The organism is Streptomyces sp. NPDC051913 (genome assembly GCF_044593635.1).
GTDB lineage: Bacteria > Actinomycetota > Actinomycetes > Streptomycetales > Streptomycetaceae > Streptomyces.
On record NZ_JBIUCI010000005.1, the window covers coordinates 57342 to 80028 of the forward strand.

Annotated in this window: 19 protein-coding genes; 8 read left to right on the top strand and 11 right to left on the bottom strand. The window is 69.7% G+C overall.

Annotated elements, in window-relative coordinates; translation table 11 throughout:
• Positions 1-20: 20 nt before the first annotated feature.
• The 3 genes from ACIHIX_RS16305 to ACIHIX_RS16315 all read right to left on the bottom strand — a co-directional run bounded on the left by ACIHIX_RS16305 (position 21) and on the right by ACIHIX_RS16315 (position 3843).
• The gene (locus ACIHIX_RS16305) at positions 21-1454 is read right to left on the bottom strand and encodes a family 43 glycosylhydrolase (RefSeq protein ID WP_399955755.1); all 1434 of its coding nucleotides are present in this window, start codon (positions 1452-1454) and stop codon (positions 21-23) included.
• On the bottom strand, positions 1436-2407 hold the full coding sequence (locus ACIHIX_RS16310) for an arabinan endo-1,5-alpha-L-arabinosidase (RefSeq protein ID WP_399955758.1): 972 nt from the start codon (positions 2405-2407) through the stop codon (positions 1436-1438). Before ACIHIX_RS16310 ends, ACIHIX_RS16305 begins: the two co-directional genes overlap by 19 nt.
• 182 nt (positions 2408-2589) lie before the next feature.
• Entirely contained in the window at positions 2590-3843 is a 1254-nt protein-coding gene (locus ACIHIX_RS16315; RefSeq protein WP_399957267.1) for a DUF3500 domain-containing protein, read from the bottom strand.
• Between the two features lie 169 nt (positions 3844-4012).
• Between ACIHIX_RS16315 and ACIHIX_RS16320 the strand changes: the two genes are divergently transcribed.
• Positions 4013-4990 (top strand): serine hydrolase domain-containing protein, encoded by a 978-nt coding sequence (locus ACIHIX_RS16320; protein WP_399955761.1) that lies wholly within the window; start codon positions 4013-4015, stop codon positions 4988-4990.
• A 271-nt stretch (positions 4991-5261) separates the two neighbouring features.
• Positions 5262-6032 carry an intradiol ring-cleavage dioxygenase gene (locus ACIHIX_RS16325; protein ID WP_399955763.1) on the top strand — a complete coding sequence of 257 codons (771 nt, stop codon included), beginning with the start codon at positions 5262-5264 and terminating at the stop codon, positions 6030-6032.
• A 283-nt stretch (positions 6033-6315) separates the two neighbouring features.
• On the opposite strand, the gene ACIHIX_RS16330 is transcribed toward ACIHIX_RS16325, so the two are convergent.
• Positions 6316-6972, bottom strand: a complete 657-nt coding sequence (locus ACIHIX_RS16330) for a DUF4360 domain-containing protein (protein ID WP_399955765.1) — start codon at positions 6970-6972, stop codon at positions 6316-6318.
• 226 nt (positions 6973-7198) lie between these two features.
• Between ACIHIX_RS16330 and ACIHIX_RS16335 the strand changes: the two genes are divergently transcribed.
• The gene (locus ACIHIX_RS16335; protein ID WP_399955768.1) at positions 7199-8071 is read left to right on the top strand and encodes an intradiol ring-cleavage dioxygenase; all 873 of its coding nucleotides are present in this window, start codon (positions 7199-7201) and stop codon (positions 8069-8071) included.
• Positions 8072-8080: 9 nt separating this feature from the next.
• Here the strand turns inward: ACIHIX_RS16335 and ACIHIX_RS16340 are convergent, their stop codons facing one another.
• Positions 8081-8995, bottom strand: coding sequence for a sulfite exporter TauE/SafE family protein (locus ACIHIX_RS16340; RefSeq protein WP_399955771.1), 915 nt, complete (start codon positions 8993-8995; stop codon positions 8081-8083).
• Between the two features lie 136 nt (positions 8996-9131).
• Positions 9132-9602, bottom strand: coding sequence for an RrF2 family transcriptional regulator (locus tag ACIHIX_RS16345; RefSeq protein WP_399955774.1), 471 nt, complete (start codon positions 9600-9602; stop codon positions 9132-9134).
• Positions 9603-9695: 93 nt separating this feature from the next.
• On the opposite strand from ACIHIX_RS16345, the gene ACIHIX_RS16350 reads away from it, so the two are divergent.
• Positions 9696-12326, top strand: coding sequence for a beta-galactosidase (locus ACIHIX_RS16350; RefSeq protein WP_399955777.1), 2631 nt, complete (start codon positions 9696-9698; stop codon positions 12324-12326).
• 34 nt (positions 12327-12360) lie between these two features.
• On the top strand, positions 12361-13476 hold the full coding sequence (locus ACIHIX_RS16355) for a hypothetical protein (protein WP_399955780.1): 1116 nt from the start codon (positions 12361-12363) through the stop codon (positions 13474-13476).
• A 4-nt stretch (positions 13477-13480) separates the two neighbouring features.
• Here the strand turns inward: ACIHIX_RS16355 and ACIHIX_RS16360 are convergent, their stop codons facing one another.
• The 5 genes from ACIHIX_RS16360 to ACIHIX_RS16380 form a co-directional block, all read right to left on the bottom strand.
• On the bottom strand, positions 13481-14992 hold the full coding sequence (locus ACIHIX_RS16360) for an alpha-N-arabinofuranosidase (RefSeq protein ID WP_399955783.1): 1512 nt from the start codon (positions 14990-14992) through the stop codon (positions 13481-13483).
• Between the two features lie 67 nt (positions 14993-15059).
• Positions 15060-16031 (bottom strand): arabinan endo-1,5-alpha-L-arabinosidase, encoded by a 972-nt coding sequence (locus ACIHIX_RS16365; protein ID WP_399955786.1) that lies wholly within the window; start codon positions 16029-16031, stop codon positions 15060-15062.
• Positions 16028-16885 (bottom strand): carbohydrate ABC transporter permease, encoded by an 858-nt coding sequence (locus ACIHIX_RS16370; protein ID WP_399955788.1) that lies wholly within the window; start codon positions 16883-16885, stop codon positions 16028-16030. Before ACIHIX_RS16370 ends, ACIHIX_RS16365 begins: the two co-directional genes overlap by 4 nt.
• Entirely contained in the window at positions 16882-17820 is a 939-nt protein-coding gene (locus tag ACIHIX_RS16375; protein ID WP_399955791.1) for a carbohydrate ABC transporter permease, read from the bottom strand. Before ACIHIX_RS16375 ends, ACIHIX_RS16370 begins: the two co-directional genes overlap by 4 nt.
• Positions 17817-19166 (bottom strand): extracellular solute-binding protein, encoded by a 1350-nt coding sequence (locus ACIHIX_RS16380; protein ID WP_399955794.1) that lies wholly within the window; start codon positions 19164-19166, stop codon positions 17817-17819. Before ACIHIX_RS16380 ends, ACIHIX_RS16375 begins: the two co-directional genes overlap by 4 nt.
• A gap of 288 nt (positions 19167-19454) precedes the next feature.
• Between ACIHIX_RS16380 and ACIHIX_RS16385 the strand changes: the two genes are divergently transcribed.
• From ACIHIX_RS16385 to ACIHIX_RS16395, 3 genes are read left to right on the top strand one after another with little or no spacing between them, the layout of a single operon-like run.
• On the top strand, positions 19455-20051 hold the full coding sequence (locus tag ACIHIX_RS16385) for a toxin-antitoxin system, toxin component family protein (protein WP_399955797.1): 597 nt from the start codon (positions 19455-19457) through the stop codon (positions 20049-20051).
• 44 nt (positions 20052-20095) lie between these two features.
• The gene (locus ACIHIX_RS16390) at positions 20096-21280 is read left to right on the top strand and encodes an MAB_1171c family putative transporter (protein WP_399957270.1); all 1185 of its coding nucleotides are present in this window, start codon (positions 20096-20098) and stop codon (positions 21278-21280) included.
• Entirely contained in the window at positions 21273-22685 is a 1413-nt protein-coding gene (locus ACIHIX_RS16395) for an FAD-dependent oxidoreductase (protein ID WP_399955800.1), read from the top strand. Before ACIHIX_RS16390 ends, ACIHIX_RS16395 begins: the two co-directional genes overlap by 8 nt.
• The last annotated feature ends 2 nt before the right edge of the window (positions 22686-22687 follow it).

A 22687-nucleotide genomic window follows, 5' to 3' on the forward strand; every position in this document is an offset into this window, starting at 1 on the left:
CGCGCCCCTGGGTACGTCACCTACACGGGGTTCAATTTCCACTGTTGGCACGCGTTGTTCAGCCACGTCCACTGACGTACGTCTGCCGCATCCGCCGTTGAGCAGTTCGCTACGTCCGCCACTTTGCCTGTGGCCTCGTTCACGATCCTCACGTAGCTGCTGTCCGTCACCACGAAACGGAAGCGTTGGCAGGTGTTGTTCAGCCAGCCCCACTGGCGTAGGTCAGCGCCATCCGCACTCGAACAGTCCGCCGTGTCCAGGACCTTGCCGCTCGCCACGTTCACGAGCCTGCTCGTGTCGTCGCCCTGGTCCTCGACGCGCCACTTCTGGTTGTTGCCGCCGTTGCAGGTGTACTGCTGGACGTTGGCACCGTCTGCGGTCGAACTGCCGGCGACGTCGAGGCACTTGCCGCTGTTGCGGTTCGTCAGGGTGTACGTCGTGGAGGTGGCCGAAGGCTCGCCGGACGGGCCCGTCATGCTCGACCCCAGTGCCACCGGGGTGCCGAGGTTCGGGGTGCCGTCGGAGTTCCAGGTGAACTTCTGGGCCCGGGTCGTACGGCCGTTGTCGCAGCCGTCGGACGACGAGTCGTTGGCGTGGTAGACGATCCAGTTCTCGGTGCCGTCCGGCGAGGTGAAGAAGCCGTTGTGGCCGGGGCCGTAGACGCCGGCGGAGTCGTTGCGCTGGAAGACGGGGGTGGACTTCTTCGTCCAGGACGAGGCGGAGAGCGGGTCGGAGCCCGTCAGGGTGAGCTGGCCGAGTTTGTAGTCGGGGGTCCAGCAGCCGCTCGCCGAGTAGATGAGGTAGGTCTGGCCGCCCCGCTGGAGGATCTCCGGGCCCTCGTTGACCGTGCCGCCGCTCGTCTCCCAGGAGTAGGTCGGCGTGGAGATGGTCGAGAAGCCGGTGGCGAGGGTGTACGGGTTGGACATCCTGGCCGCCACCAGGTTCTGTGTACCGCCGCTCGCGCTGCCGAAGAGGTACAGCCGGCCGTCGATCGTGCCGACCGTCGGGTCCAGCATCCAGGCGGAGTTGAGCTGGTTCTTGTAGGTGTACGGGCCGGTGGGATCCGTCCCCGCGCTCTCCAGGACATGGGTGCGCTGGGTGGCGTTGTAGTCGGTGACGTTCTGTCCGGCGACGTAGTACAGGTACCACTTGCCGTTGAGGAAGTGGATCTCCGGCGCCCAGATGTTGCAGCACCGCGAGGACGCGTCGCCGGTCCACACCTGGTAGTTGGGCGCGGTGGCGAGCCCGGCCAGCGTGGTCGACTTGCGCATGGTGATGACGTTGGTCCAACTCGTCGTCACCATGTAGTAGTTGCCGTTGTAGTAGGAGATCCAGGGGTCGGCGCCTTTCTGCGCCTTGATGGGGTTGCTGACGGAGGCCGCGCTCGCGGAGGACTGCCCGAGCGACAGGGCGAGCAGCAGCGCGGCCAGCAGGGTCAGTAGGCGACGGGCCATCCGCTGCTCCAGTTCAGAAGGTTGATGCCCAGCTTGGGCGTGCCGTTGTCGTTGCCGTCGTAGTAGTGGTAGACGATCAGGTCGCCGTCGGAGTCGTTCATGATCGACTGGCCGCCGGGGCCGATGACGCTGCCGTGCGACTCCAGGACGGCGGTGCCGCCGTTGTTCGTCATCGCGACGCCGCTCTTGTCGTAGTACGGGCCGGTGACGCTGGTGGCCCGGCCGACCTTGACCTTGTAGGTCGAACTCGTGCCGGCGCAGCAGGTGTCGTACGAGGCGAAGAGGTAGTAGTAGCCGTTGCGCTTGACGATGTACGGCGCCTCGACGGCCTTGGTCCCGGTGGGGCGGGACGCGAGCGAGTAGCGGGTGGTGTTGGAGGCGAGCTGCTTCCCGGTCGACGGGTCGATCTGGATCATCTTCAGCCCGGTCCACCAACTGCCGAAGGACAGCCACCACTTGCCGTCGTCGTTCACGAAGAGGTTCGGGTCGATGGCGTTGTAGTCGCTGGAGGTGGTGGAGGTGTAGACGACGCCGTAGTCGGTCCAGGAGCCGGGAAGACCGGTCGTCGAACCGGCGAGCCCGATCGCCGACTTGTTGGAGCCGAAGGTCGAGACGGCGTAGTACATCAGGTACTTGCCGCCGTGGTACGAGATGTCGGGCGCCCAGGCCTCGGTGGCGTACGAGGACCACCAGCCGGGCTTGGTGGTGAAGGCGTCGCTGCCCGCCGTGAAGGCGATCCGGTCGGTCGAGGTGCGGTAGCCGAGGCCGCCGCCGGTGCCGTAGAGGAGGTAGCGGCCGGCGGAGGTGCGGATCATCGTGGGGTCGTGGATGACCGTGGCGCCGGTGACCGTGCCGGGGTTGGGGTACGCCGACGCGGTGGAGGGGATCAGGGCGAGCAGAGCGGCGGCGGGAAGGGCGAGGAGGGTGGTTCGGACGCGCGAGGTGCGGCTCACACGGGCCTCCTTGACGGAAGGGGGAATCGCTATCCGAGATCTCGAACAGCGATCGTCAATTCGGACGGACCGTAGAATCGAATCACTTGCGCGTCAACAGCCCTGACATTCACAGCTTGTCGCCAGTCGAACTTCTCATGTGGCCTGCGCGGCCAACTGGCCTGAAGTCCGCTGCCCCACCGTCAGTGATCGTTCTCCAGATGGAGCTTGAGCAGGTCGATGCCGTAGTCGCCGCCGTTGGGTGTGCGGACGATGGTGTGGATGTGCTCCTGGGAGGGATCGCTGCCGCCGGAGCCCCCCTTGTAGAAGAGGGGGGCCTGGGCGTCGTACTCGATGAGGACGACCGGACTGTGGATCCGGTAGTAGAAGGCGGAGTCGTCCTTCGTCTCGCCCATCCAGAAGAAGTACGTGTCGTCCAGGTGGTCCTCCACCTCGGTCATCCTGACCTCGGCGTGGCCCTCGTTGACGTAGCCGACGTACACCCGCGCCAGCGCCAGCAGCTTCTTCCGCTGCGCTGAGGTGAGTTCGGAGCCCTTGAGTCCCTCGTAGGCGAGCTTGAGGTTGTCCTGGCCGGCGCCGGCCTTCATGTCCTCGTTGCCGTTGGACTGCGAGGAGACCGCCTTGGTGCGCTGGGCGGAGGTGAGGGAGCGGATCATGGCGAGGCCGGCGGTGGTCTCCGGCCGGAAGAGGGTGATCTTCTCCCCCTTGTACGTCCCCGTCGTGGGTTCGGATCCCATGAACGTCGGCGTCATCACGACCTGGTCCCCCAGGACGAAGTAGTTGATGGCGACGTGATGGCCCTCGTACTGGAAGCCCCACGGCTTCGTGGTCGACGGGGTGCCCATGAAGGTGAAGAAGTAGTGCCCCTCGGTCAGGGTCTTCTGGTTTCCGCCGTTGGAGTCCCCGAGGAACGCGTTGAGCTTCATGATCCCGCGCGTCTGGGCGAGGCCGTCGGCGGAGAGCGCCTTGCCGAGGAGCGCGTAGCCGAGGTTCCGCTGCTTTTCCGTGAGGTCGCCCATGCGGACGCCCTTGCGGTCGTAGCCGTCGACATTGCTCCACGCCGTCCATTCATCGGCGTCGACGTCGAACGTGCAGGACTTGCGCTCCTTGGCGGACAGCCCGTCGAGGAACGTCTGGGCCGCCTTGACGAGTCCGTCCGTGGAGACGTCGGTGGAGTGGATCGTGAACAGGTCCTCGACCGCCTTGCCGTCGGTGGTGACGCCGACGACGTCCGCGTACTTGACCTGGGAGGCGCCAGGGCCCATGCCGCCGCCTCCACCGCCACCGGGTCCCCCGGGTCCACCGGAGGGCATGCCGCTGGGGGCGCCACCAGGGGCGGTCGAGCTGGAGGCGGCGGCCGTGTCGTCGGCGCCCGACGAACAGCCGGTCATGGTCGCCATCGCGGCGACGCCACCGGCGAGCAGCGCCTTGTTCATGAACCAGCGGCGGCTGCGTTCGGCGTCGGGGGTGCGGGGCCGGTGCCCGTGGCTGTGGTCGTGTCCGTTTCCGTGCATACGGACGAGGATCGGGGTCATACCTGAAGCGTTCCTGGGTGAAGTCTGTGGACGAGGGGCCGGCCATGGCCCCCTCAGTAGCATGCTGACCGTGGATCTTCAGGAGCTGATGAACGAGCAGACCGGTCTTGATGCCGTCCCCGCGGTGGTGGCGGGGGCATCGCGGGCGGGGATACGTACGACGGTGACGCGCGGAGCGGCTGGGAGCGTGGCGCCGGAGTCGTCCTTCCGCATCGCGTCGCTGACGAAGGTCTTCACCTCCGCGGCCCTGGTCCGCACGCTGCGGGAGAAGGGCGTACCGCCGGCCACCCCCGCCATCGACCTGCTGCCGGCCCTCGCCCCCGACTGGCGTGCCGACCCCCGACTCTCCGTCGAGCAGCTCCTGGGCCAGGTGTCGGGCCTGCGCGAGTCGGTGGACGCGGCGATGGTGAAGGCGCTGGGCGAGGGGGACGACGCCCATCTGGAGGCCGCACGGCTGGTCGTGCGGGCCGGCAACGACCGTGCGCCCGGCGAGCGTTGGTCGTACTACAACGGCAACTACTTCCTGGCGGGGGCGATCCTGGCGGGCCTGAGCGGTACGACGTACGAGCGGGCGGTACGGGAACGCGCTCTGGCGCCCTGGAACCTGCCGCACACGGGCTTCCCCATCCCGCCCACGGCCGTACCCGGCTGGGACGGTACGAACGAACTCGCGCCCCTCGCCTACCCCCGCACCCGGCGCCCCAGCGGGGGTCTGTGGTCGTCGGTGCCGGAGCTGCTGACGGCGGGCGAGGGTCTCTTGGCCGACCGCTCCCTGCTGGCGGAGATCCGCCGCCCGCGCACCCGCGCCGATGACCCCATGACGTACGGCCTCGGGTGGGCGGTGGGCCCATCGGGCCAGCTGTACCTGAACGGACGGCTGCCCGGCTATCGGGCGGCGATGGTCCTGATCCCGGACGAGGAGTACGTGAGTGTGGCGCTCGCCAACGAGCAGAACGCGCTGCCCGCGCTGGCCACGCTGCTGAGCGCCATGCAACAGGCCCTCACCGGGGACGACATCGCGGGGTTGATCAACGACTTCGCGGCCTGAGACGGTCGCGGCGCGGTTTCCGTCGGGCGGCATTCGGACATTGCGTCGCGCGCGGCTGACGTAAGCCAGGAGCGGGCGGCCGGCGCGCGGACTCGGCAAACGGGATCGCCAACAGAATCGTCGACAGCCGATGCGTCGAGTCACGTACGAAGGCCCAGATCAGAGCCTCTTGGCGGCGACCGATCACCGTGTCCTGCACACCTCTTGACGCTCCGTCGCTTTGCCTAACTGACAGGCCTCCGACAGCATCCGTTTCTACGGTGCCGTGTCCATGACAGACACTTCGGAAGCAACCCCCACCCCGGTCGGGCGCCGCACCGTTCTGATCGCAACCGGCGCCACGGCGGCGGCAGTCGCCGTAGGCGTCGCCGCGCCCGAAGCCCCCACAGCCGACGCGGCCGACCACACCGCCCCGGTCGCCGCCGCGGCCGTCTGCACCCTCACGAAGGAGATGACCGAAGGCCCCTACTACCTGGACGGCGCGCTCGTCCGCTCCGACATCCACGAGACCAAGACCGGCTTCGTGCTCAAGCTGGCGCTCACCGTCGTCAACGACGACACCTGCGCCGCGATCCCCAACGCCCTCGTGGAGATCTGGCACGCCGACGCGCTCGGCGAGTACTCCGGCTACGTCGGCAACAACGGTCACAACGAGGCCGACAACGGCACGTTCCTGCGGGGCGGTGTCCTCACCAACTCCAGCGGCGTCGCCAACATCACCACGGTGTACCCGGGTTGGTACCGGGGACGCTGCGTCCACATCCACGTCAAGGTCCACACGGGCGTGACCCTCACCTCGGACGGCTCCTTCACGGGCGGCAACGAGGTCCACACCGGCCAGCTGTTCTTCGACGAGACGATCACGGCGAGAGTGGGCGCGCTGTCCCCGTACTCGGCGAACACGGTCACCCGTACGACGCTGGCCCAGGACTCGATCTACGACGACGCGGGTGCCTCCTCCGGCCTCCTGACCCTGACGGCGATCGGCAGCTCACCGTCGTCCGGGTACACCGGCACGCTGACCCTCGGCGTGGAGGTCTGACCCAGCCCCTCCCGCGATGCCCCACCTCCCTGGGGCCCGCTGCCGGCGGCGGGTCCCAGGGAGACCGCGTGCCGCGCACCTCCAGCACGAACAGAACCCCCTTGGCCTCGCCTCGGGCCTCGCCGTCGGCCTTGCCCTCCAGGTAGGCCGTCTCACGAACCGTCCCCCGGCCGGGGAAGTGACGAGCCCCGTCGGGACGGTATCGCCGGAGAGAATCCCCGAGGAAACCATCTCCGGCGATACCGTCCTGCGGCCCGAGCCGCACCCGCTCGCGCCTACCGGGCTACTTCTCCGGGCACTCCTTCCACGCCAAGTGGTACACCGTGCTGATGTCCCCGTCCGTCGAGTCCATCGTCATGAAGCTGACCTTGTTCGCGGACGTCGAACCCGCCGCCACCCTCAGCTCCGTGTTGATGTTGAAGTTGCGCTGAACTCCGCAGGGCGCCCAGACCAGTTGGGCCCAGTCGGTGGTGTCGGTCGCCTGCCAGTTGTCGTTGTAGGGGCCGGCGAAGGGGTGGGAGCGGGAGGCCGTGTTCGGGGAGCCCTGGAAGTAGTACGAGGCTCTCTGGGTGCCCGTCGCGCCGGACTGGAGTGCGGCGAAGCCGCGGTAGTCCGCGCTGGCGATGGCGTACGTGAAGCCCTGCGGGACGTGGACTATCAGGTTGAGTTGGCAGTTCTTGCGGAAGGCGGTCGGGTCCGAACCGCCGCCCGCCTGGGCGAGGTAGTCGCTGTAGGTGACCGTGAAGGCCGTGTTGTCCTCGGAGACGGCGACCGCCGTCGTACCGGCCGGGCAGCCCGAGCCGTTCACCGTCGCCACCTTGATGACGATCTTGTCCGGCGGCGGGTCCTCGAACCCGCCGGACGACGTGGCGGCCTGCGCCGGTAGTGCCGTGGTGAGCAGAGCGGCTACCGCACCGCTCAGCAGGAGCCCACGAGTCATGGTCTCTCCGTAACAGTTGGGGGGTGGCTGACGTGCCACCCGGACCGTAGGGACAGACCGGCGCCGCCGACAGGATGAACTCAAGCCATTCACAGACGCGGTTTTCACAGCATCTTCACAGTGTCTGAACTCTGGTGACATAAGCGGCCGTTGACGAATCCGTCCCCAGGTCATTCACAGCCGCACATTAAGGATTTCTTCAGCTGGCCCCCTAACTTCACTCGGCATGACGGGAAACCACACCGAGCCCAACGAGCTCGAAGAGCAGCAGCAGGAATCCGGCAGGCACCGCCTGGACAACTCCGTCCGACGGCGCCGTGTCCTCATCGGCGGCGGCGGTGTCGCCGTGGCCGGCGGTCTCGCGGTCGCCGGCATCGCCTCCGCCGACCCTGCCAAAACAAAGACCAAGAAGCCCGGGAAGGGAGCCTCCACCACCGCCTCCGCCTCCACCACCGCCTCCACCGAAGCCTCCGCCACCAGCAGCGTCTGTGTGCTGAACGCCGAGGTCACCGAGGGTCCGTACTCCCTCGAAGGCGCCCTCGTCCGCGAGGACATCCGGGAGGACAAGGAAGGCTTCGAGGTCCGGTACACCTTCACCGTCGTCGACGTCGGCAACGACTGCGCACCCCTCGCGGACGCGCTCGTCGAGATCTGGCACTGCGACGCCCTCGGCGAGTACTCCGGCTTCGTCGGCGGCAACGGCCATGACGAGGAGGACAACGGCACCTTCCTGCGCGGCGGTCAGCTGACCGACGAGAACGGGCAGTGCGGCATCACGTCCATCTGGCCGGGGCACTACGTCTCGCGCGCCGTCCACGTCCATATGCGGGTGCACACGGACGTGACGCTCACCGACGACTCGTACACCGGCGGCGAGATCATCCACACCGGTCAGCTCTTCTTCGACCAGGACATCAACACCGAGGTCCAGGCGACCTCGCCGTACACCGAGAACACCACCCAGGAGACGCTGCTGGAGAACGACTCCATCTACGACGACGGCGGCGCCTCCTCCGGCCTGCTGACCCTCACCGCCCTCGGCGACAGCGTGTCCGACGGCTACGCCGCCACCCTCACCGTGGGCGTCAACAGCGACTGACGATGACCGTCATGCGCTGACGGGCCGCCGTCCTTCCGCGTGCTCGGTCTGCGCCGCCGCCTTCTCCCGGCGGTAGGCGCGGATCGAGTACGTGAGGGCGGCGGCCCACACCGCGTACAGCAGCACGTACACCGCCGCGCTCACCCCGCCGCCCGCCCCGATCCAGTCGCTCTTCAGCAGCGTACGGACGTTGGTGACGATGATGACTCCGCCGACCGCCGAGCCCAGCACCCGCGGCGGGACCAGGCGGACCAGCCACGCGGCGACCGGCGCGGCGATCAGGCCGCCGAGGAGGAAGGCGAGGACCCAGGTCCAGTCGAGGCCCTGGGAGCCGAGGGAGAAGAGGAAGCCGAGGCTCGCGGCCAGGGCCACCAGGAACTCGCTGGTGTCGATCGAGCCGATCACCTTGCGGGGTTCCATCCGGCCGCTGGCCAGGAGAGCGGGTGTGCCCACCGGGCCCCAGCCGCCCCCGCCGGTCGCGTCCAGGAAACCGGCGACCAGGCCCAGCGGTGCCAGGAACCGCTTCCGCAGCGGCTGGCCCAGACGGTCCTTCGGGAGGCCGCGGAAGGTGAAGCGGGACATGACGTACAGGCCGAGGCCGAGCAGGATCAGCGACATCACCGGCTCCGCCAGCTCCGTCGACAATGACGACAGGACCGTCGCGCCCAGGAACGAGCCCACCGCACCCGGCACACCGATCTTCGCCACGACCTTCCAGTCGACGTTGCCGAAGCGCCAGTGACTGGCGCCGGACATCAGCGTCGTACCGATCTCCGCGAGATGGACCGTCGCGGACGCCGCGGCCGGATTCGTCCCCATGGCCAGCAGCAGGGTCGTGGAGGTCACGCCGTAGGCCATGCCGAGGCTGCCGTCCACGAGCTGGGCGCCCAGACCCGCGAGGGCGAGCAGTATCAGCGTGCGCATGGGGAACGTCCCGTCCGTCTTTTCCTGGCTTTCCCACCGGGGAGGTAGGGATGAACGGGAGGGGACGCTAGGGCGTCAAGCTGAGGACAGGCTTAGACCCGGATGAGGACGTTCACAGGCAGCGCCCCCGAAGGACTCAGGGGTTCTCCCAGGCCGCCGGCTCCGCCGCCAGCCGCTGCACCGGCTCCGGCAGCGCGTCCGCCGCGATGTCCGCGATCGTCACGCCCTCCAGGATGCGGCGCACATTCGCGCGCAGGGCGATCCACAGGGGCAGCAGGGGCTGGGCGGAGCCCGTGTACGCGAGGCCCGTGGGCCGTTCGCCCCGTACCGACACGATCGGGCCGTCGACCGTCCGGATCACGTCCGCCACCGTGATCTTCGCCGCGTCCCGCGCCAGCGTGTACCCGCCGTTGCCGCCGCGCCTGCTGTCGACGACCCCGCCGCGGCGCAGGTCGCCGAGGATGCCTTCGAGGAACTTGTGCGGAATGTCCTGCGCGACGGCGATGGCCTCCGCCTTGACGGGCGTCTTCACAGGTCCGCCGCCCTGTCGTACGGCGAGCTCCAGTACCGCTCGTACCGCGTAGTCCGCCCGTGCCGAGATCCTCATACGGACCATTGTGAGGTGTGCCGCCCCGGGCATGGAGAATGGTCCCTCACTCGCGTCCCGGGAAACGCAGGCACAACAGGAGGCGACGCTCGCGTGGAGCTCAGCAGACGAACTTTCAGCACCCTCGCCGGTACGGCCGCGCTCGGCTTCGCGCTGGCCGGCAGCGGCGGTGCGCTGCCCGCGCGGACGGGTCCCCGCGTCGTGCCCACGGGGCCGCCGCCGGCTCCGCCCGTCGCCGACGGGGTCGCGCACACGGTCGGCCACGACCGCTACTCCCTGCTGGTCGACGGCCGACGGCTGACGCTGTGGCCCGGCGAGATGCATCTGTTCCGGCTGCCCAGCCCCTCGCTGTGGCGGGACGTGCTGGAGAAGGCGCGGGCGTACGGCTACAACGCCGTCAGCCTCTCCGTCGCCTGGAACTACCACTCCCCCGCCCCCGGCCGGTACGACTTCACCGGCGTCCGGGACCTCGACCGCTTCCTGCGCACGGCCGCCGAGACGGGGCTGTACGTCGTCCTGCGCCCCGGTCCCCACCTCGGCGCCGACATCGACGCGGGCGGCTTCCCGGGCTGGCTGACGGCGACCGAGGGCCGGGCCAGGACCACCGATGCGACCTATCTGGCGTACGCCGACGAGTGGTTGACGCGGGTGAACGCGATCGCCGCCCGGCATCTCTACACCAAGGGCAAGGGCACCGTCCTGCTGTACGAGCTGGAGCAGGCCACGGACACCGCCTACCTCACCCACCTCCACAGGAAGGTGCGGGCCGACGGCATCGACGTCCCCCTGTCCGTGCCCCGGTCCCCGCTCACCGGCTTCCCCGACCCGCCCATGGCGTACGGCGGGACGACCTGGGGCTGGCTGCCCGCGCCGCGACTCTCCACCACGTCGTACGACGACGGCGCGGCCCTCGGCGCGGGGCGCCGGCCCACCGCCGCGCTCGCGCCGGCCCACCGGCTCGGCCAACTGCTGCGGACCGTCCCGGACTTCGCCAGGCTGGACCGGGCGAAGGGCGTCAGGTCTCCGGGCGGGCGACTGGAGGTGGAGCACCTGGCCAACCGCGACACCGACTCCCAGGTGTACGTGGTGCGCAACGACTCCGCCAAGCCCGTCTCCACCCCGCTGCCGGGCGCCGGGATCGAGGTGCCGGTCAATGTCGCGGCCCATGACACCAAGGTGCTCGGCACCCGACTCAGGCTCGGTGGGCGGACCCTGCGCTACGCCACCGCCCAGCTGATGTTCTTCCTCTCCGCCGGGCGGCAGGACATCGCCGTGTTCGCGGGGCGGTACGGCGACATGGCGCAGGTCGTCCTGGAGTGCCCGGAGGAGCCCACGGCGACCCGGCTGGACGCGGAACCGGCGTGGATCTACGACCGTGGGCTGCTGCGGGTGACCTGCCCGCTCGGCGTCGGTGAACTGGCCCGCGTGAAGGTGGAGAACGGCGGCTCCGACCGGCCGTTGCTGCTGCTGTTCGCCGACGACGCGACCGCGCTGCGGCTGTGGCCGTACGAGACGCCGTCCGGATCGGCGCTGGTGTACGGGCCCTCGCTGGTGCGGCAGCTCCGGATCCAGGACACCACGGTCCATCTCACCGGCGACACCACCAAGTTGACCGGTCTGGAGGTGTGGGGGCCGCGCGGCATCGAGCACGTCACCTGGAACCAGCGGCCGGTGGCCTCCCGGATCAGCGCCACCGCCAGCCTCCTCGCGCTCCAGCCGCTCCAGGGGCAGGGGCCGGTGACCCTGCCCGCGCTGGACGGCTGGCGGCGAAAGGCCGAGAACCCGGAGTCCGCACCGGACTTCGACGACTCGGCGTGGGTGAAGGCCGACAAGAAGACCTCCTTCAGCACCACCCCGGTCCCTGACGGACAGCCCGTCCTCTTCGCCGACGACTACGGCTTCCACTACGGCGACGTCTGGTACCGGGGCCGGATCACCGACGCCGAGGACCTCGCATCCGTCTCGCTGGCCTACAGCACGGGAACACAGGGGCTGTTGATGGCCTGGCTGGACGGGAAGCCGCTCGGCACCCACCGGATGCCGGCGCCGGACACCGGGACCGCCCGGCAGGGCACCTGGACGGACACGGCCGTCTTCGAGGTGCCGGAGAAGCTGCGGGCGCGGGACGAACACATGCTGTCCGTGCTCGTCCGGCGGATGGCGCACGACACCGACGAGACCTCCCGCGACACCCACAAGGCGGCCCGCGGACTCACGTCGGTCCGCTTCAAGGGGGCTTCCCCGGACGTCAGTTGGCGACTCCAGGGTGCCGGAGCGGCCGACCCCGTGCGCGGGCCGCTCAACAACGGCGGGCTGTTCGGCGAGCGGGAGGGCTGGCATCTGCCCGCCTTCGACGACCGGGCATGGGACGCGGTGAAGCTGCCGCGGGCCGACCGCCGTCAGGGAGTCGCCTGGTACCGCACCGGCTTCCGGCTCGCCGTCCCCGCCGGCGTCGACGCCTCGGTCGGACTGACCCTCGAAGACGATCCGAAGCGTGCCTACCGGGTGCAAATCTTCCTCAACGGCTGGAACATGGGCCAGTACGTCAACGACGCCGGCCCCCAGCACACCTTCGCCCTGCCGAACGGCATCCTGCGCACCCGGGGCAGCAACTCCCTTGCCCTGGCAGTCCTTTCGGACGGCACGACCGAGGCGGGTCCGAAGGACGTACGGCTGACCCTGCTGGGCGCGTCGGCGGGCGGGGTGACGGTGGAGAACGTCTGAGAGCGTCCGTGAACCTCTGAGGGGGGAGAACCTCGTGCGAAGACGGCGATTCATCAGCGGGTTACTCGGGGCGGGGGCGGCCATGGGTCTCGCCCCGGAGAGCAGCGGGGCCACCACGGCCGCCGCCGTCCCCAGGGCCGCCGGCCCACACGACTGGCAGTCGGTCCCCGCCCCCGCCTGCGCGACCGCCGCCCAGCTCCTGGGCGTTGCGGCGGCCGGCCCCGATCTCGCCTGGGCCGTCGGCGAGGAGGGCCGTAACGGCTCCACCCGCGGCAAGCCGCTCGCACTGGTGTGGGACGGCCAGACCTGGACCCGCCTCGACCTCACCCATCTCGGCCTCACCGGCGGCTATCTGCGCTCCGTCGCAGGGTCGTACGGCGCCGCGTGGGCCGTCGGCACCGACGCGGCCGGTGTGGCCCGCCTGCTCCACTGGGACGGCACGACCTGGCAGGAGGCCGACTTCACCGGACGGTCGGCCTCCGGGACGGCCCTCACCTCCGTCGCACTCGACGCCGACGACCGCGTATGGCTGTCGGGCCGCACCAGCGACGGCTGTGTGCTGCTGCGCGGCGACACGGACGGCTGGCTGTGGCTGCCCCGCCCGCCGAGCGGCAGCACGGCCACCCCGGCGGGCCTGCGGGTGACGCGCTCCGGGGACGTGTGGGTGTACGACAGCGCGCTCATCGCCCGCTGGGACCACGAGGAGTGGACCGAACTGCCCGCGCCGGCGGGCCTGCGCCCCTCTGTCACCGGGCTGCTCCCGGTCGCCGACGACGACATCTGGCTCACCGGCTTCGACTACGGCGTGGGCGGCCCGCCCGGCAAGCCCCCGGGCGTCACCCTCCGGCACTGGGACGGCAGCGCGTGGAGCTACGCCACGACCCCGTTCACGGTCGGCATGCTGACCGGGATCGTCGACGACGGGCTCGGCGGCCCGGACCGCATCGCGGGCTGGGACTTCTGGGACCAGACCCGCTCCCACCATCTCCGCTGGGAGGCGGGGAGTTGGGTGAGCGAACGCGGGCCCGTCTCCTCAACCGCCGTACTGGTGAACGCACTTGCTGCCGTACCCGGCGCGGGCGGGTACTGGGCCGTCGGAATGACACCTTCGTCCCCGTACCCGCCCGCGCAGGTCCACATCGAGCGATAGTCCGCTAGGCCAGGCGGATCACGTTCCATGACAGCGGTTCGAGTACGGCGCTCAGGGTGCCGTCCGTGAGGGCGGTGCCCTCGACCGCGTGCGGGGCGACCCGCTCCGGCTCGGCGAGGGTGTTGCGGGCGTCCGGGTCGGCGTCGGCGAGGGCGCTGTGCTCGACGAGGGTCGTCAGGTTCAGGCCGCTCAGGGCGACTTCGAGGGGCAGCGCCTCCGTCCGGCTGCGGTTGACGGCGAAGACGGTGACCGAGCCGTCCTCCGCGCGTACGGCGGTGGCGTGCAGCAGGTCGGTCTCGCCGTACTTCTTCGTCTCGTACGTCGGGGAGTCGACCCGTACGTCGAGGACCTCGCCGCGCCCGTACCGCGCGGCCTGCGCGAACGGGAAGAACGTCGTCTGCCGCCACGCGGGGCCGCCCGGCTCGGTCATGATCGGGGCGATCACGTTGACGAGCTGCGCGAGACAGGCGACGGTGACACGGTCGGCGTGCCGGAGCAGGGCGATGAGGAGCGAGCCGAAGACGACGGCGTCGGTGACGCTGTAGTTGTCCTCCAGCAGACGGGGGGCCTCCGCCCAGTCCCGCGTGTCGGAGTTCTCGATCTCGTGCCAGTCCGAGATGTACCAGACGTTCCACTCGTCGAAGGAGAGGTTGATCTTCTTCTTGGACTTGAGCTTCGCGCCGATGTGGTCGGCGGTGGCGACCACGTTCTCGATGAACGACTCCATGTCGACGGCCGAGGCCAGGAAGGAGTCGATGTCGCCGTTCTCGGGCTGGTAGTAGGCGTGCAGGGAGATGTGGTCGACGAGGTCGTACGTCTCCTGGAGGACCGTCGCCTCCCACTCGGCGAACGTCGGCATCGACTGGCTGGAGGAACCGCAGGCGACGAGTTCGACGTTCGGGTCGATCTGGCGCATCGCGCGGGCCGTCTCGGCGGCGAGGCGGCCGTACTCCGTGGCCGTCTTGTGGCCGGTCTGCCAGGGACCGTCCATCTCGTTGCCGAGGCACCAGAGCCTGATGCCGAAGGGCTCCTTGTCGCCGTGCGCCGCGCGGAGGTCGGCGAGGGCCGTGCCGGCCGGGTGGTTGGCGTACTCCTGGAGTTCGAGGGCCTCGGCGACACCGCGCGTGCCGAGGTTGATGGCCATCATCGGCTCGGCCTGGGGGCCGACCTTCTTCAGGAAGGCGATGTACTCGGAGAGGCCGAACTGGTTGGTCTCGGTGGAGCGCCAGGCCAGGTCGAGGCGGCGGGGGCGCTCCGCTTGCGGGCCGACGCTGTCCTCCCACTTGTAGCCCGACACGAAGTTGCCGCCGGGGTAGCGGATGGCGGTGACGCCGAGTTCCCTGACCAGTTCGAGGACGTCCTGGCGGAGGCCGGCCGCGTCCGCGGTGGGGTGGCCGGGTTCGAAGATGCCGGTGTAGACGCAGCGGCCGAGGTGTTCTACGAAGGATCCGAAGAGACGGGGGTTGACCTTGCCGACCTTGAAGGCGGGGTCAAGGGTGAAGCGGGCGGTGCTCATGCTTGCCTTTCGAGGTTGTGATTTGGCTGCGGGTGCGTGGGGGCTGGTCGCGCAGTTCCCCGCGCCCCTAAAGGACGACTGGCCAGCCGTTCTTTTTCCAGCTCAGCCTGTTTAGCCCTAGCTTCGGCGTGCCACTGTCCTCTGCGTCGTAGTAGTGGTACGCCAGCCAGTCTTGGCCATGGTCGCGGAAGACGGACTGGCCTCCCGTGCCGACGTATCTCCCGTGACCCTCCAGGACCAGGTCACCGCCTCCCTCCAGCATCGGCTTGCCCGTGCTGTCGACGTACGGGCCCTCCACGTCCGTCGCGCGGCCCACCTTGATCTTGTAGGTGGAGTTCACGCCGGCGCAGCAGGCGTCGTAGGAGGCGAAGAGGTAGTAGTAGCGGCCGTGCTTGACGACGTACGGGCCCTCGACGGCGTAGGGGAGGTCGGGGCGGGTGGCGAGGTGGTCGACCGTCGCTCCTTCGATCGCCTTGCCCGTCACCGGGTTCAGTTCGACCATGCGGATGCCCGTCCAGTACGAGCCGAACGCCATCCACAGCTTGCCGTCGGCCTTGACGACGCCCGGGTCGATGGCGTTCCAGGAGTCGGTGGTCTCGGAGGAGAAGACCTTGCCGTGGTCGGTCCAGGTGCCGGGGAGGCCGGAGTCGGACGTGGCTACGCCGATCGCGGAGTGGTTGGTGCCCCAGGACGAGACGGCGTAGTAGAGCCAGTACCTGCCCGCACGGTAGGAGAGGTCGGGGGCCCACGGGTCGCCGGTGTCGTTGTACTCGTACCACCAGCTCGGCGGCTCGGCGAAGGCGTTGCCCGCGTCGTCCCACTGCTTGCCGTCCTTCGACAGGCGGGCGCCGATGACGCCGCCGGTCGAGTAGGCCACGTACTGGCCGGACCTGAGCTTGAGGACGGTCGGGTCGTGGATGATCTGCTGGCCGGTGATGGGGCGGGGGTCGGGGTAACTCGCCGTCGCCTGCGCCGTGTTGGGCAGGAGGGCGAGGAGCGTGGCCGCGGCCACTGCCGTCAGGCTTCTGCGCAGGGTCACTGTCCCGCCAATCCCGTGTGGGCGACGCCCGCCACGATCTGCCGCTGGAAGAAGACGAAGACGACGATCAGGGGCAGGCCCGCCATCAGGCCGCCGGCCATGAGCTGGGCCCACTGGATGCCGTAGGAGTTCATGACGGTCGCGATGCCGTTCGGCATGGTCATCAGGTCGGGGTTGTTGGTCACCATGTACGGCCACAGGAAGTTGTTCCAGGAGGCGATGAAGGTGAAGATGCCGACCGCCGCGAGCGAGGGCCTCGCCAGGGGGACGACGATGGTGAAGAAGACGCGCCAGCGGCCCGCGCCGTCGATGAAGGCGGCCTCTTCGAGTTCGCGCGGGATGCCCTGGAAGAACTTGTAGAGGATGTAGACCATCGCGGCGGGCGCGCACTGGGGAAGGATCATGCCCCAGTAGGTGTCGACCATTCCCATCTGCTGGACGGTGGTGAAGAGGGGGACCCCGAGGACTGCCGGGGAGACCATCAGGCCCGACATCACGACACCCATGAGCAGGGACTTGCCCCTGAACTCCGTGCGGGCGAAGCCGTATCCGGCCAGCGCGCTCACGATCAGCACGATGGTGGTCACGCACACCGAGACGACCAGCGAGTTGACGAACCAGTTGCTGACGTTGCCGGTCTCCCACAGGGACTTCCACGCCTGGAGCGTCCACACCTTCGGCAGCCAGTGCGGCGGGATCTCGGCGGCCTCCGCCTCGGACTTGAGGGAGGTGAACAGGGCGGCGGCGATCGGGGCGACGAAGACGAAGGAGACAGCCGCGCCGATCAGGGTGAGGACGATCTGGCTCGGCGTCCAGGGCTTGCGGGTCTTGAGCCGTACCTGGGTGGTGCTCATCGGGTGCCCTCCTCACGGGTGCGCAGCAGCGCCATCCGGCCGAGGGCGACGGCGGCGATGATCACGAAGAAGATGATGGACATCGCGGAGGCGTAGCCCACGCGGTAGCTGGTGAAGCCCTGTTCGAGGGTGTACTGGACGAAGGAGCGGGTGGAGAGCTCGGGTCCGGGGCCGAAGTCCATCATCACGACGGCCTGGTCGAAGAGCTGGAGCGAGGCGAGGATCTGGAGCGCGATCACCAGGCCGGTGATGTTGCGCAGCATCGGCAGGGTGATGTGGACCATGCGGTGCCAGGCGTTGGCGCCGTCCAGCTTGGCCGCCTCGTAGAGGTGGTCGGGGATGCCCTGGAGGGCGGCGAGGTAGAGCAGGAAGCTGAAGCCGACCGTCCACCACAGGGTGGTGATGACGATGGCGAGCATGGCGTACGACTTGTCGGTGAGCCAGGGGGTGTCGAGGCCGAAGGTCTCGTTGAAGAGGCCGATGCCCTGGGTGAACAGCCACTGCCACATGTTGGCGGCGACCGTGGAGGGGAGGAGGAAGGGCGCGAAGAAGCAGAGGCGCCACAGCCATTTGCCGCGCTCGATGTGGTGGGCCAGCATCGCGAGGAGGAACGCGAGGAGCGTGATGCAGGGGACCACGAGGAGTGTGAAGTAGGCGCTGTGGCCGAGCGCGTCCCACATCGCCTGGTCGTTCAGGGCCTCGCGGTAGTTGTCGAGGCCGACGAAGTTCGCGCCCTCGCCGGAGATGTTGGCGTCGGTGAAGCTGAGCCAGACGCCGCGCAGCAGCGGCCAGGCCACGAACAGGGCGAAGAGGGCCAGGAACGGGGCGATGAACCAGCCGCCGTGCTGGAAGCCCTGCTTGCGGCGGACGGTCGCGACGGCGGTCGCGGTCTTCGCGCGGGCCGGTACGGCGACGGTCTGAGCGCTGGTCGTCATGCGACCGCACCTCCCTGCGCGGCGGTCCTGCCGTCCATCGGGTTCTTGGACGCGAGGAGCTTGGTGAGATGGCTCTTCATGGTCTGGGCGACCTTGTCGGGCCCCGCGGAGCCCATCGTCGAGGAGACGACGACCGGGCCGAGGTCCTGGGCGAGGACGCCGGTGGAGCCCGCGAACCACACCTTGGGCTCGGTGGCCTGGTGGTCCATGGCGCTGACGTACTCGTTCTGCGGGGTGAGCTTCTGGTACGCGGGTGTGGAGAGGGTCGGCGTGTAGGCGGGGATGTGGCCGCCGGCCGCCCACTGCTGGGCGTGCTGGACGACGTAGGCGGCGAGTTGGTGGGCGCCGTCGTTGGTGGCGCCGCCGCGGCCGGCCTGGTGGGGCAGGACGAAGGCGTGCGACTCGGCGTGGGTGGCCTGTTTGCCGAAGACCGGCGGCAGCGGGGTGGCGCCGTAGTCGAGCTCGGCGCCGGAGAAGACCGGGACGGACCAGTTGCCCTCCCAGGTGAAGGGGGCGCCGTTGATGAACTGTTCGCCGGTGGGGGCGCCGGGGATGACATAGCCGTCGGTGACGTGCTGCCGGAGGAACTCCAGGACCTGGGTGGCCTTGTCGGGGTCGAAGAGCACCTCGGTGTTCTCGGCGTTGAACCACTCGCCGCCGAGCTGGGTGTAGAAGGCGACGAAGAACCACCACTGGAAGTTCTGGTCGTTGGTCCACAGGCCGATGGTCTGAAGGCCCTTCTTCTGGACCGCCTTGGCCTTCTTCAGCACGTCGAACCACTCGGTGGTGGAGCCCACCGGAATCATGCGGCCGTCGTCGCCGAGCAGGCCGGCCTTCTTCAGCACGTCCTTGCGGTAGAAGCAGAGCTGGACGTGGATGTCGAGCGGCAGGGCGTAGAGCTTGCCGTCGATGACGCCGCGCTTCCACAGCGCGGGGTTGAAGTCCTGCTCCCGTACGCCGTACTTGGCGAGCAGGTCCACGTCCCAGGGGTCCAGGAGGCGGCCCGGCGAGAAGCCGGTGACCCGGCCCATGTGCATCACGCCCAGTTCGGGGGCGCGGTTGCCCGCGGCGGCCATGGCGAGCTTGGTGTAGAAGGGGTTGCCCCACTGGAGGGTGGAGTCCTTCACCGCGATGTCGGGGTGTTCCTTGCGGAAGGCGTCCAGCATCGTGATCATGTTGGCGCCGTCGCCACCGCTGAAGAGGTTCCAGTACCGTACGCGGGTGTCCGCGCCGGAGGCCAGTGCGTCGGCCCCCGTCCCGAGCGCCGCGAAGCCGAAGCTGCCGGCGACGGCGAGTCCGCCCGCCGCGGTGAGCAGTTGCCTGCGATTCAGGTCAGGTCGTCCCATTGCCTGCCCTTACTTTCCGAGTTCGGAGAAACGTGTCAGTTGTTCGGTATTTCGAAAGGCGCCCGTAACTTCGAACGGGACCGTAGATAGGAAGCGCTTGCTAGTCAATGGTCCGGACAGGATTCTCAGAACCGGCGGAGTCCGTTCCCACCTGCTGACAACGCTGTCCGGGACGGTTCAGGCCATGTCGTTCCCGCTTGAACAATCGGTCGCCGGATCGCATGACGCGGACACTTCCCGCCGCGTACTCTCGGACGAACTGCCGTGCGGTGGTGAGAAGGGGGATCGATGGACATCGCGGGCGCGCGCAGGAGTTCGGGGCGGATCGCCGCGGCACTGCGACGGGCGAGAAACGGTTCCGCGATGCGCGATCTGGCGCGCGAGCTCACCGCCGCCGTACAGGCCGCGCCGCGGCCCCCGACCGGGGCGCGCGAGGTGTGCCGGGCGCTGTGCGAGGCGATGAGCGTGCGCCGCGGCGGACGGCCCGTGGAGCTGCGGTTCGAGCGGTTCCCCGACGAGATCGAGGTGACCGGCCTGTGCGTCGAGTTCCAGGACTTCGATCTGATCATCGTCGAGGAGCGGGCCGAGGCGGTCCAGCAACTGGTCATCCTCGGGCATGAGTTGTGGCATCTGCACGCCGGGCACCGGCACGGCGTGGGCTCGGCCGCCGCACGCGCGCTGGCCGGCGAACCCGACTGGAAGGACGCCCTGACCGTCGCCGCCCGTGACGGCTCCCGGCAGACGGACGAGGCCGAGGCCGACGACTTCGGACACCGCCTCGCGGCCGTCTTCCGGCCCTGTCTGTCGGGCCACGGCGGTCGGCAGCACCTCGAACCGCTGGAGCGGTCCCTGGGCTACCGCGGACGCCGGGGCACCGGGAGGTGAGCGACGCCTTCGGGACGCTCGCCGCGGGAAACCTCCTCAGCGGGATGTACATCTCCTTCTGGCTGCCCACCGCCGTGCTGACCGCGGCCCTGGCGATCAAACTGCCCAGCATCCTCAAGCTGTGGCGGGACCCGCTGCTGCGGGCCGTCGGCGGGCTGCTGCTGTTCGCCTGCGCGGTGTTCGTCTTCGCGGCCCCCTCCACCATCGCCTGGACCAACCGTGTCACCGGCGTCCCCAACATCGCCGCGCCCTGGGTCTACTCACTGCTCACCGCGCTGTGCGCGTCCTGGCTGCTGCTGGTCGTGCACTGGCGCAACGGCCGCACCGAACGCCACGCCCAGACCCGCCGCGCGACCCGCTGGGTGGTCGCCCTCTACGCGGCCGTCGTCGCCGCTCTGTGGATCCTGTTCGCGCTCGCCGACGTCCCCGTGGAACAGATCCGGGACCTGGACACGTACTACGCCTCCACGCCCTTCATGCGGGAGCTGATCCTCCTCTATCTGACCGCGCACACCGTGGCCAGCCTGATCACGTCCCGGTTGGTGTGGAACTGGATCCGCACCGACGGCCTCGACGCCTGGCTGCGCTGGGGACTGCGCTTCCTCGGCGTCGGCTTCGCCACCAACCTGCTCTTCAGCGCGGCCAAACTCAGCGCCGTGGTGGCCCGTTGGACGGGCCACGACCTGGACTGGCTCAACACCAACGTGGCGCCTTCGGCCGCCTGTATCGCCGCCACCTTCGTCGCGGTCGGCTTCATCGTGCCGCACGCCGGCCAGTACCTCCAGGAGCGCTGGCGGGTCCGCCGCCGCCATCGCGGCCTGGCCCCGCTGGCCCGCCTCATGCGGACCGTCGCCGGCGGCCGCGAACCCCTCGGTCTGCGGGCGACCCCCGAGATGCGGCTCATCCGCCGCGAGACGTTCATCCGCGACACCCTCCTCCAACTCGCCCGCCGCCTCGACGAGGACCTGCGCACCCGGTCCTACGACGCCGCCCGCGCCCTCGGCTTCGCACCCGGCCCCGCGCAGGCCCTGGCCGCCGCGGTGACGATCCTGGACGCCGTGGAGGCCGAGCGCCGCTCCCCCGACGCCGGCGGCACCAACGCCCCCGACACCACTTACCTGCTGCAGGAGATCCAGGCCGTGTCCCAGGCCCTGCGCAAGCCCGAGGAGATCAAGGCGGTGCGCGCCCGCGCGGCCGTCCCGGCAGAGAGCATGTCCACGCATGATTGAAGCTCCGTCCCCCGTCAGAACCGCCGTAGTCCTGGGGGGATCCCACACCGGCATGCTCGCCGCCGCCGCGCTCGCCGGGCTCGCCGAACGGGTCGTCGTCGTGGAGCGCGACGCACTGCCCGCCGGGCCCGCGCCCCGCAAGGGACTGCCACAGGCCCGGCACGCCCACATGCTGTGGTCGGGCGGTGTGCACGCGCTGGAGGAGCTCCTGCCCGGCGTCACCGGGGAACTCCGCGCCGCCGGGGCCCGCCGGGCACCGGTCACCACGGACATGGTCGTGCTGTCGGCACACGGCTGGTTCCGCCGCTGGCCCGAGTCCCACCATGTCATCCTCGCCGGCCGCGATCTCCTCGACGCGACGCTCCGCACACGGGTCCTCGCGTCCCCGCACGTCGAACTCCTCGACGGCACCCAAGTGTTGGGGCTCGTCGGCGACGCCGAGGCGGTCACCGGGGTCCGGGTACGGGAACGCGACGGCCGGGAGCGGACGATCGACGCCGGGCTGGTCGTCGACGCGAGCGGGCGGGGTTCGGGCACGCCGGGCTGGCTCACCGGGCTGGGGCTGCCGGCACCGGAGCAGCGCGAGGTCGACTCCGGCCTCGCCTACGCGAGCCGGCTGTACCTGGCCCCCGAACAGGCCCGTGACGGCTTCCCCGTCGTCAACGTCCAGTCCGACACGCGCGCCGACGGTCCCGGCCGCGCGGGCTTCCTGCTGCCCATCGAGAACGGCCGCTGGATCGTCACCCTCAACGGCACGCGCGGCGGCGAGCCGACCTCCGCGAACGCCTCCGGTGACGACTTCGTGCGCTTCGCCCGTGAGTCGTTGCGGCACCCTCTCATCGGCCAACTCCTTGAGCGCGCCGAGCCGTTGTCGGATGTGGCGTTCACTCGGACGACCGTCAACCGGCGGTACTTCTACGAGCGGATGCGGGCGTGGCCGGACAACTTCACCGTCCTCGGTGACGCGTTGGCCGCCTACAACCCCGTCTACGGGCACGGGCTGGCCGTGGGGGCGCAGAGCGCGGTGATCCTTCGGGATGTCGTACGCCGGCATGGCTGGGGTGCGCCGGGGTTGTCCCGTCGGGTGCAGAAGGCGGTGGCGCGGCCGGTGGGGGCGGCGTGGGATCTCGCGACCGGGCAGGACGTGTTCTATCCCGGGGCCACGGAGAGCGGGCCCACGGGACGGGATCGGCTCGTGGCCGCGTACGTGGATCGGCTGATGTACGCGGCCACGGGGAATGGGCGGATCGCTCGCCGGGTCACCGACGTGACGTCCCTTGAGCGGCGGGCGGAGGTGTTGTTGGCGCCGTCGGTTCTGTTGGCGGCGCTGGTGGGGCCGTTGCAGCCGACACTTGGTGAGCCGCCCTTGACCGCTGAGGAGTTGAAGGCGGCGGGGCTTCGGTAGTC

What these genes read in the sequence shown, in the direction of transcription:
- ACIHIX_RS16345 (WP_399955774.1), bottom strand. Translation starts at nt 9,602, where the DNA reads ATGAGGATCTCGGCACGGGCGGACTACGCGGTACGAGCGGTACTGGAG.
- ACIHIX_RS16305 (WP_399955755.1), bottom strand. Translation starts at nt 1,454, where the DNA reads ATGGCCCGTCGCCTACTGACCCTGCTGGCCGCGCTGCTGCTCGCCCTG.
- ACIHIX_RS16390 (WP_399957270.1), top strand. Translation starts at nt 20,096, where the DNA reads ATGTACATCTCCTTCTGGCTGCCCACCGCCGTGCTGACCGCGGCCCTG.
- ACIHIX_RS16360 (WP_399955783.1), bottom strand. Translation starts at nt 14,992, where the DNA reads ATGAGCACCGCCCGCTTCACCCTTGACCCCGCCTTCAAGGTCGGCAAG.
- ACIHIX_RS16325 (WP_399955763.1), top strand. Translation starts at nt 5,262, where the DNA reads ATGACAGACACTTCGGAAGCAACCCCCACCCCGGTCGGGCGCCGCACC.
- ACIHIX_RS16370 (WP_399955788.1), bottom strand. Translation starts at nt 16,885, where the DNA reads ATGAGCACCACCCAGGTACGGCTCAAGACCCGCAAGCCCTGGACGCCG.
- ACIHIX_RS16375 (WP_399955791.1), bottom strand. Translation starts at nt 17,820, where the DNA reads ATGACGACCAGCGCTCAGACCGTCGCCGTACCGGCCCGCGCGAAGACC.
- ACIHIX_RS16315 (WP_399957267.1), bottom strand. Translation starts at nt 3,843, where the DNA reads ATGAACAAGGCGCTGCTCGCCGGTGGCGTCGCCGCGATGGCGACCATG.
- ACIHIX_RS16380 (WP_399955794.1), bottom strand. Translation starts at nt 19,166, where the DNA reads ATGGGACGACCTGACCTGAATCGCAGGCAACTGCTCACCGCGGCGGGC.
- ACIHIX_RS16330 (WP_399955765.1), bottom strand. Translation starts at nt 6,972, where the DNA reads ATGACTCGTGGGCTCCTGCTGAGCGGTGCGGTAGCCGCTCTGCTCACC.
- ACIHIX_RS16395 (WP_399955800.1), top strand. Translation starts at nt 21,273, where the DNA reads ATGATTGAAGCTCCGTCCCCCGTCAGAACCGCCGTAGTCCTGGGGGGA.
- ACIHIX_RS16335 (WP_399955768.1), top strand. Translation starts at nt 7,199, where the DNA reads ATGACGGGAAACCACACCGAGCCCAACGAGCTCGAAGAGCAGCAGCAG.
- ACIHIX_RS16340 (WP_399955771.1), bottom strand. Translation starts at nt 8,995, where the DNA reads ATGCGCACGCTGATACTGCTCGCCCTCGCGGGTCTGGGCGCCCAGCTC.
- ACIHIX_RS16385 (WP_399955797.1), top strand. Translation starts at nt 19,455, where the DNA reads ATGGACATCGCGGGCGCGCGCAGGAGTTCGGGGCGGATCGCCGCGGCA.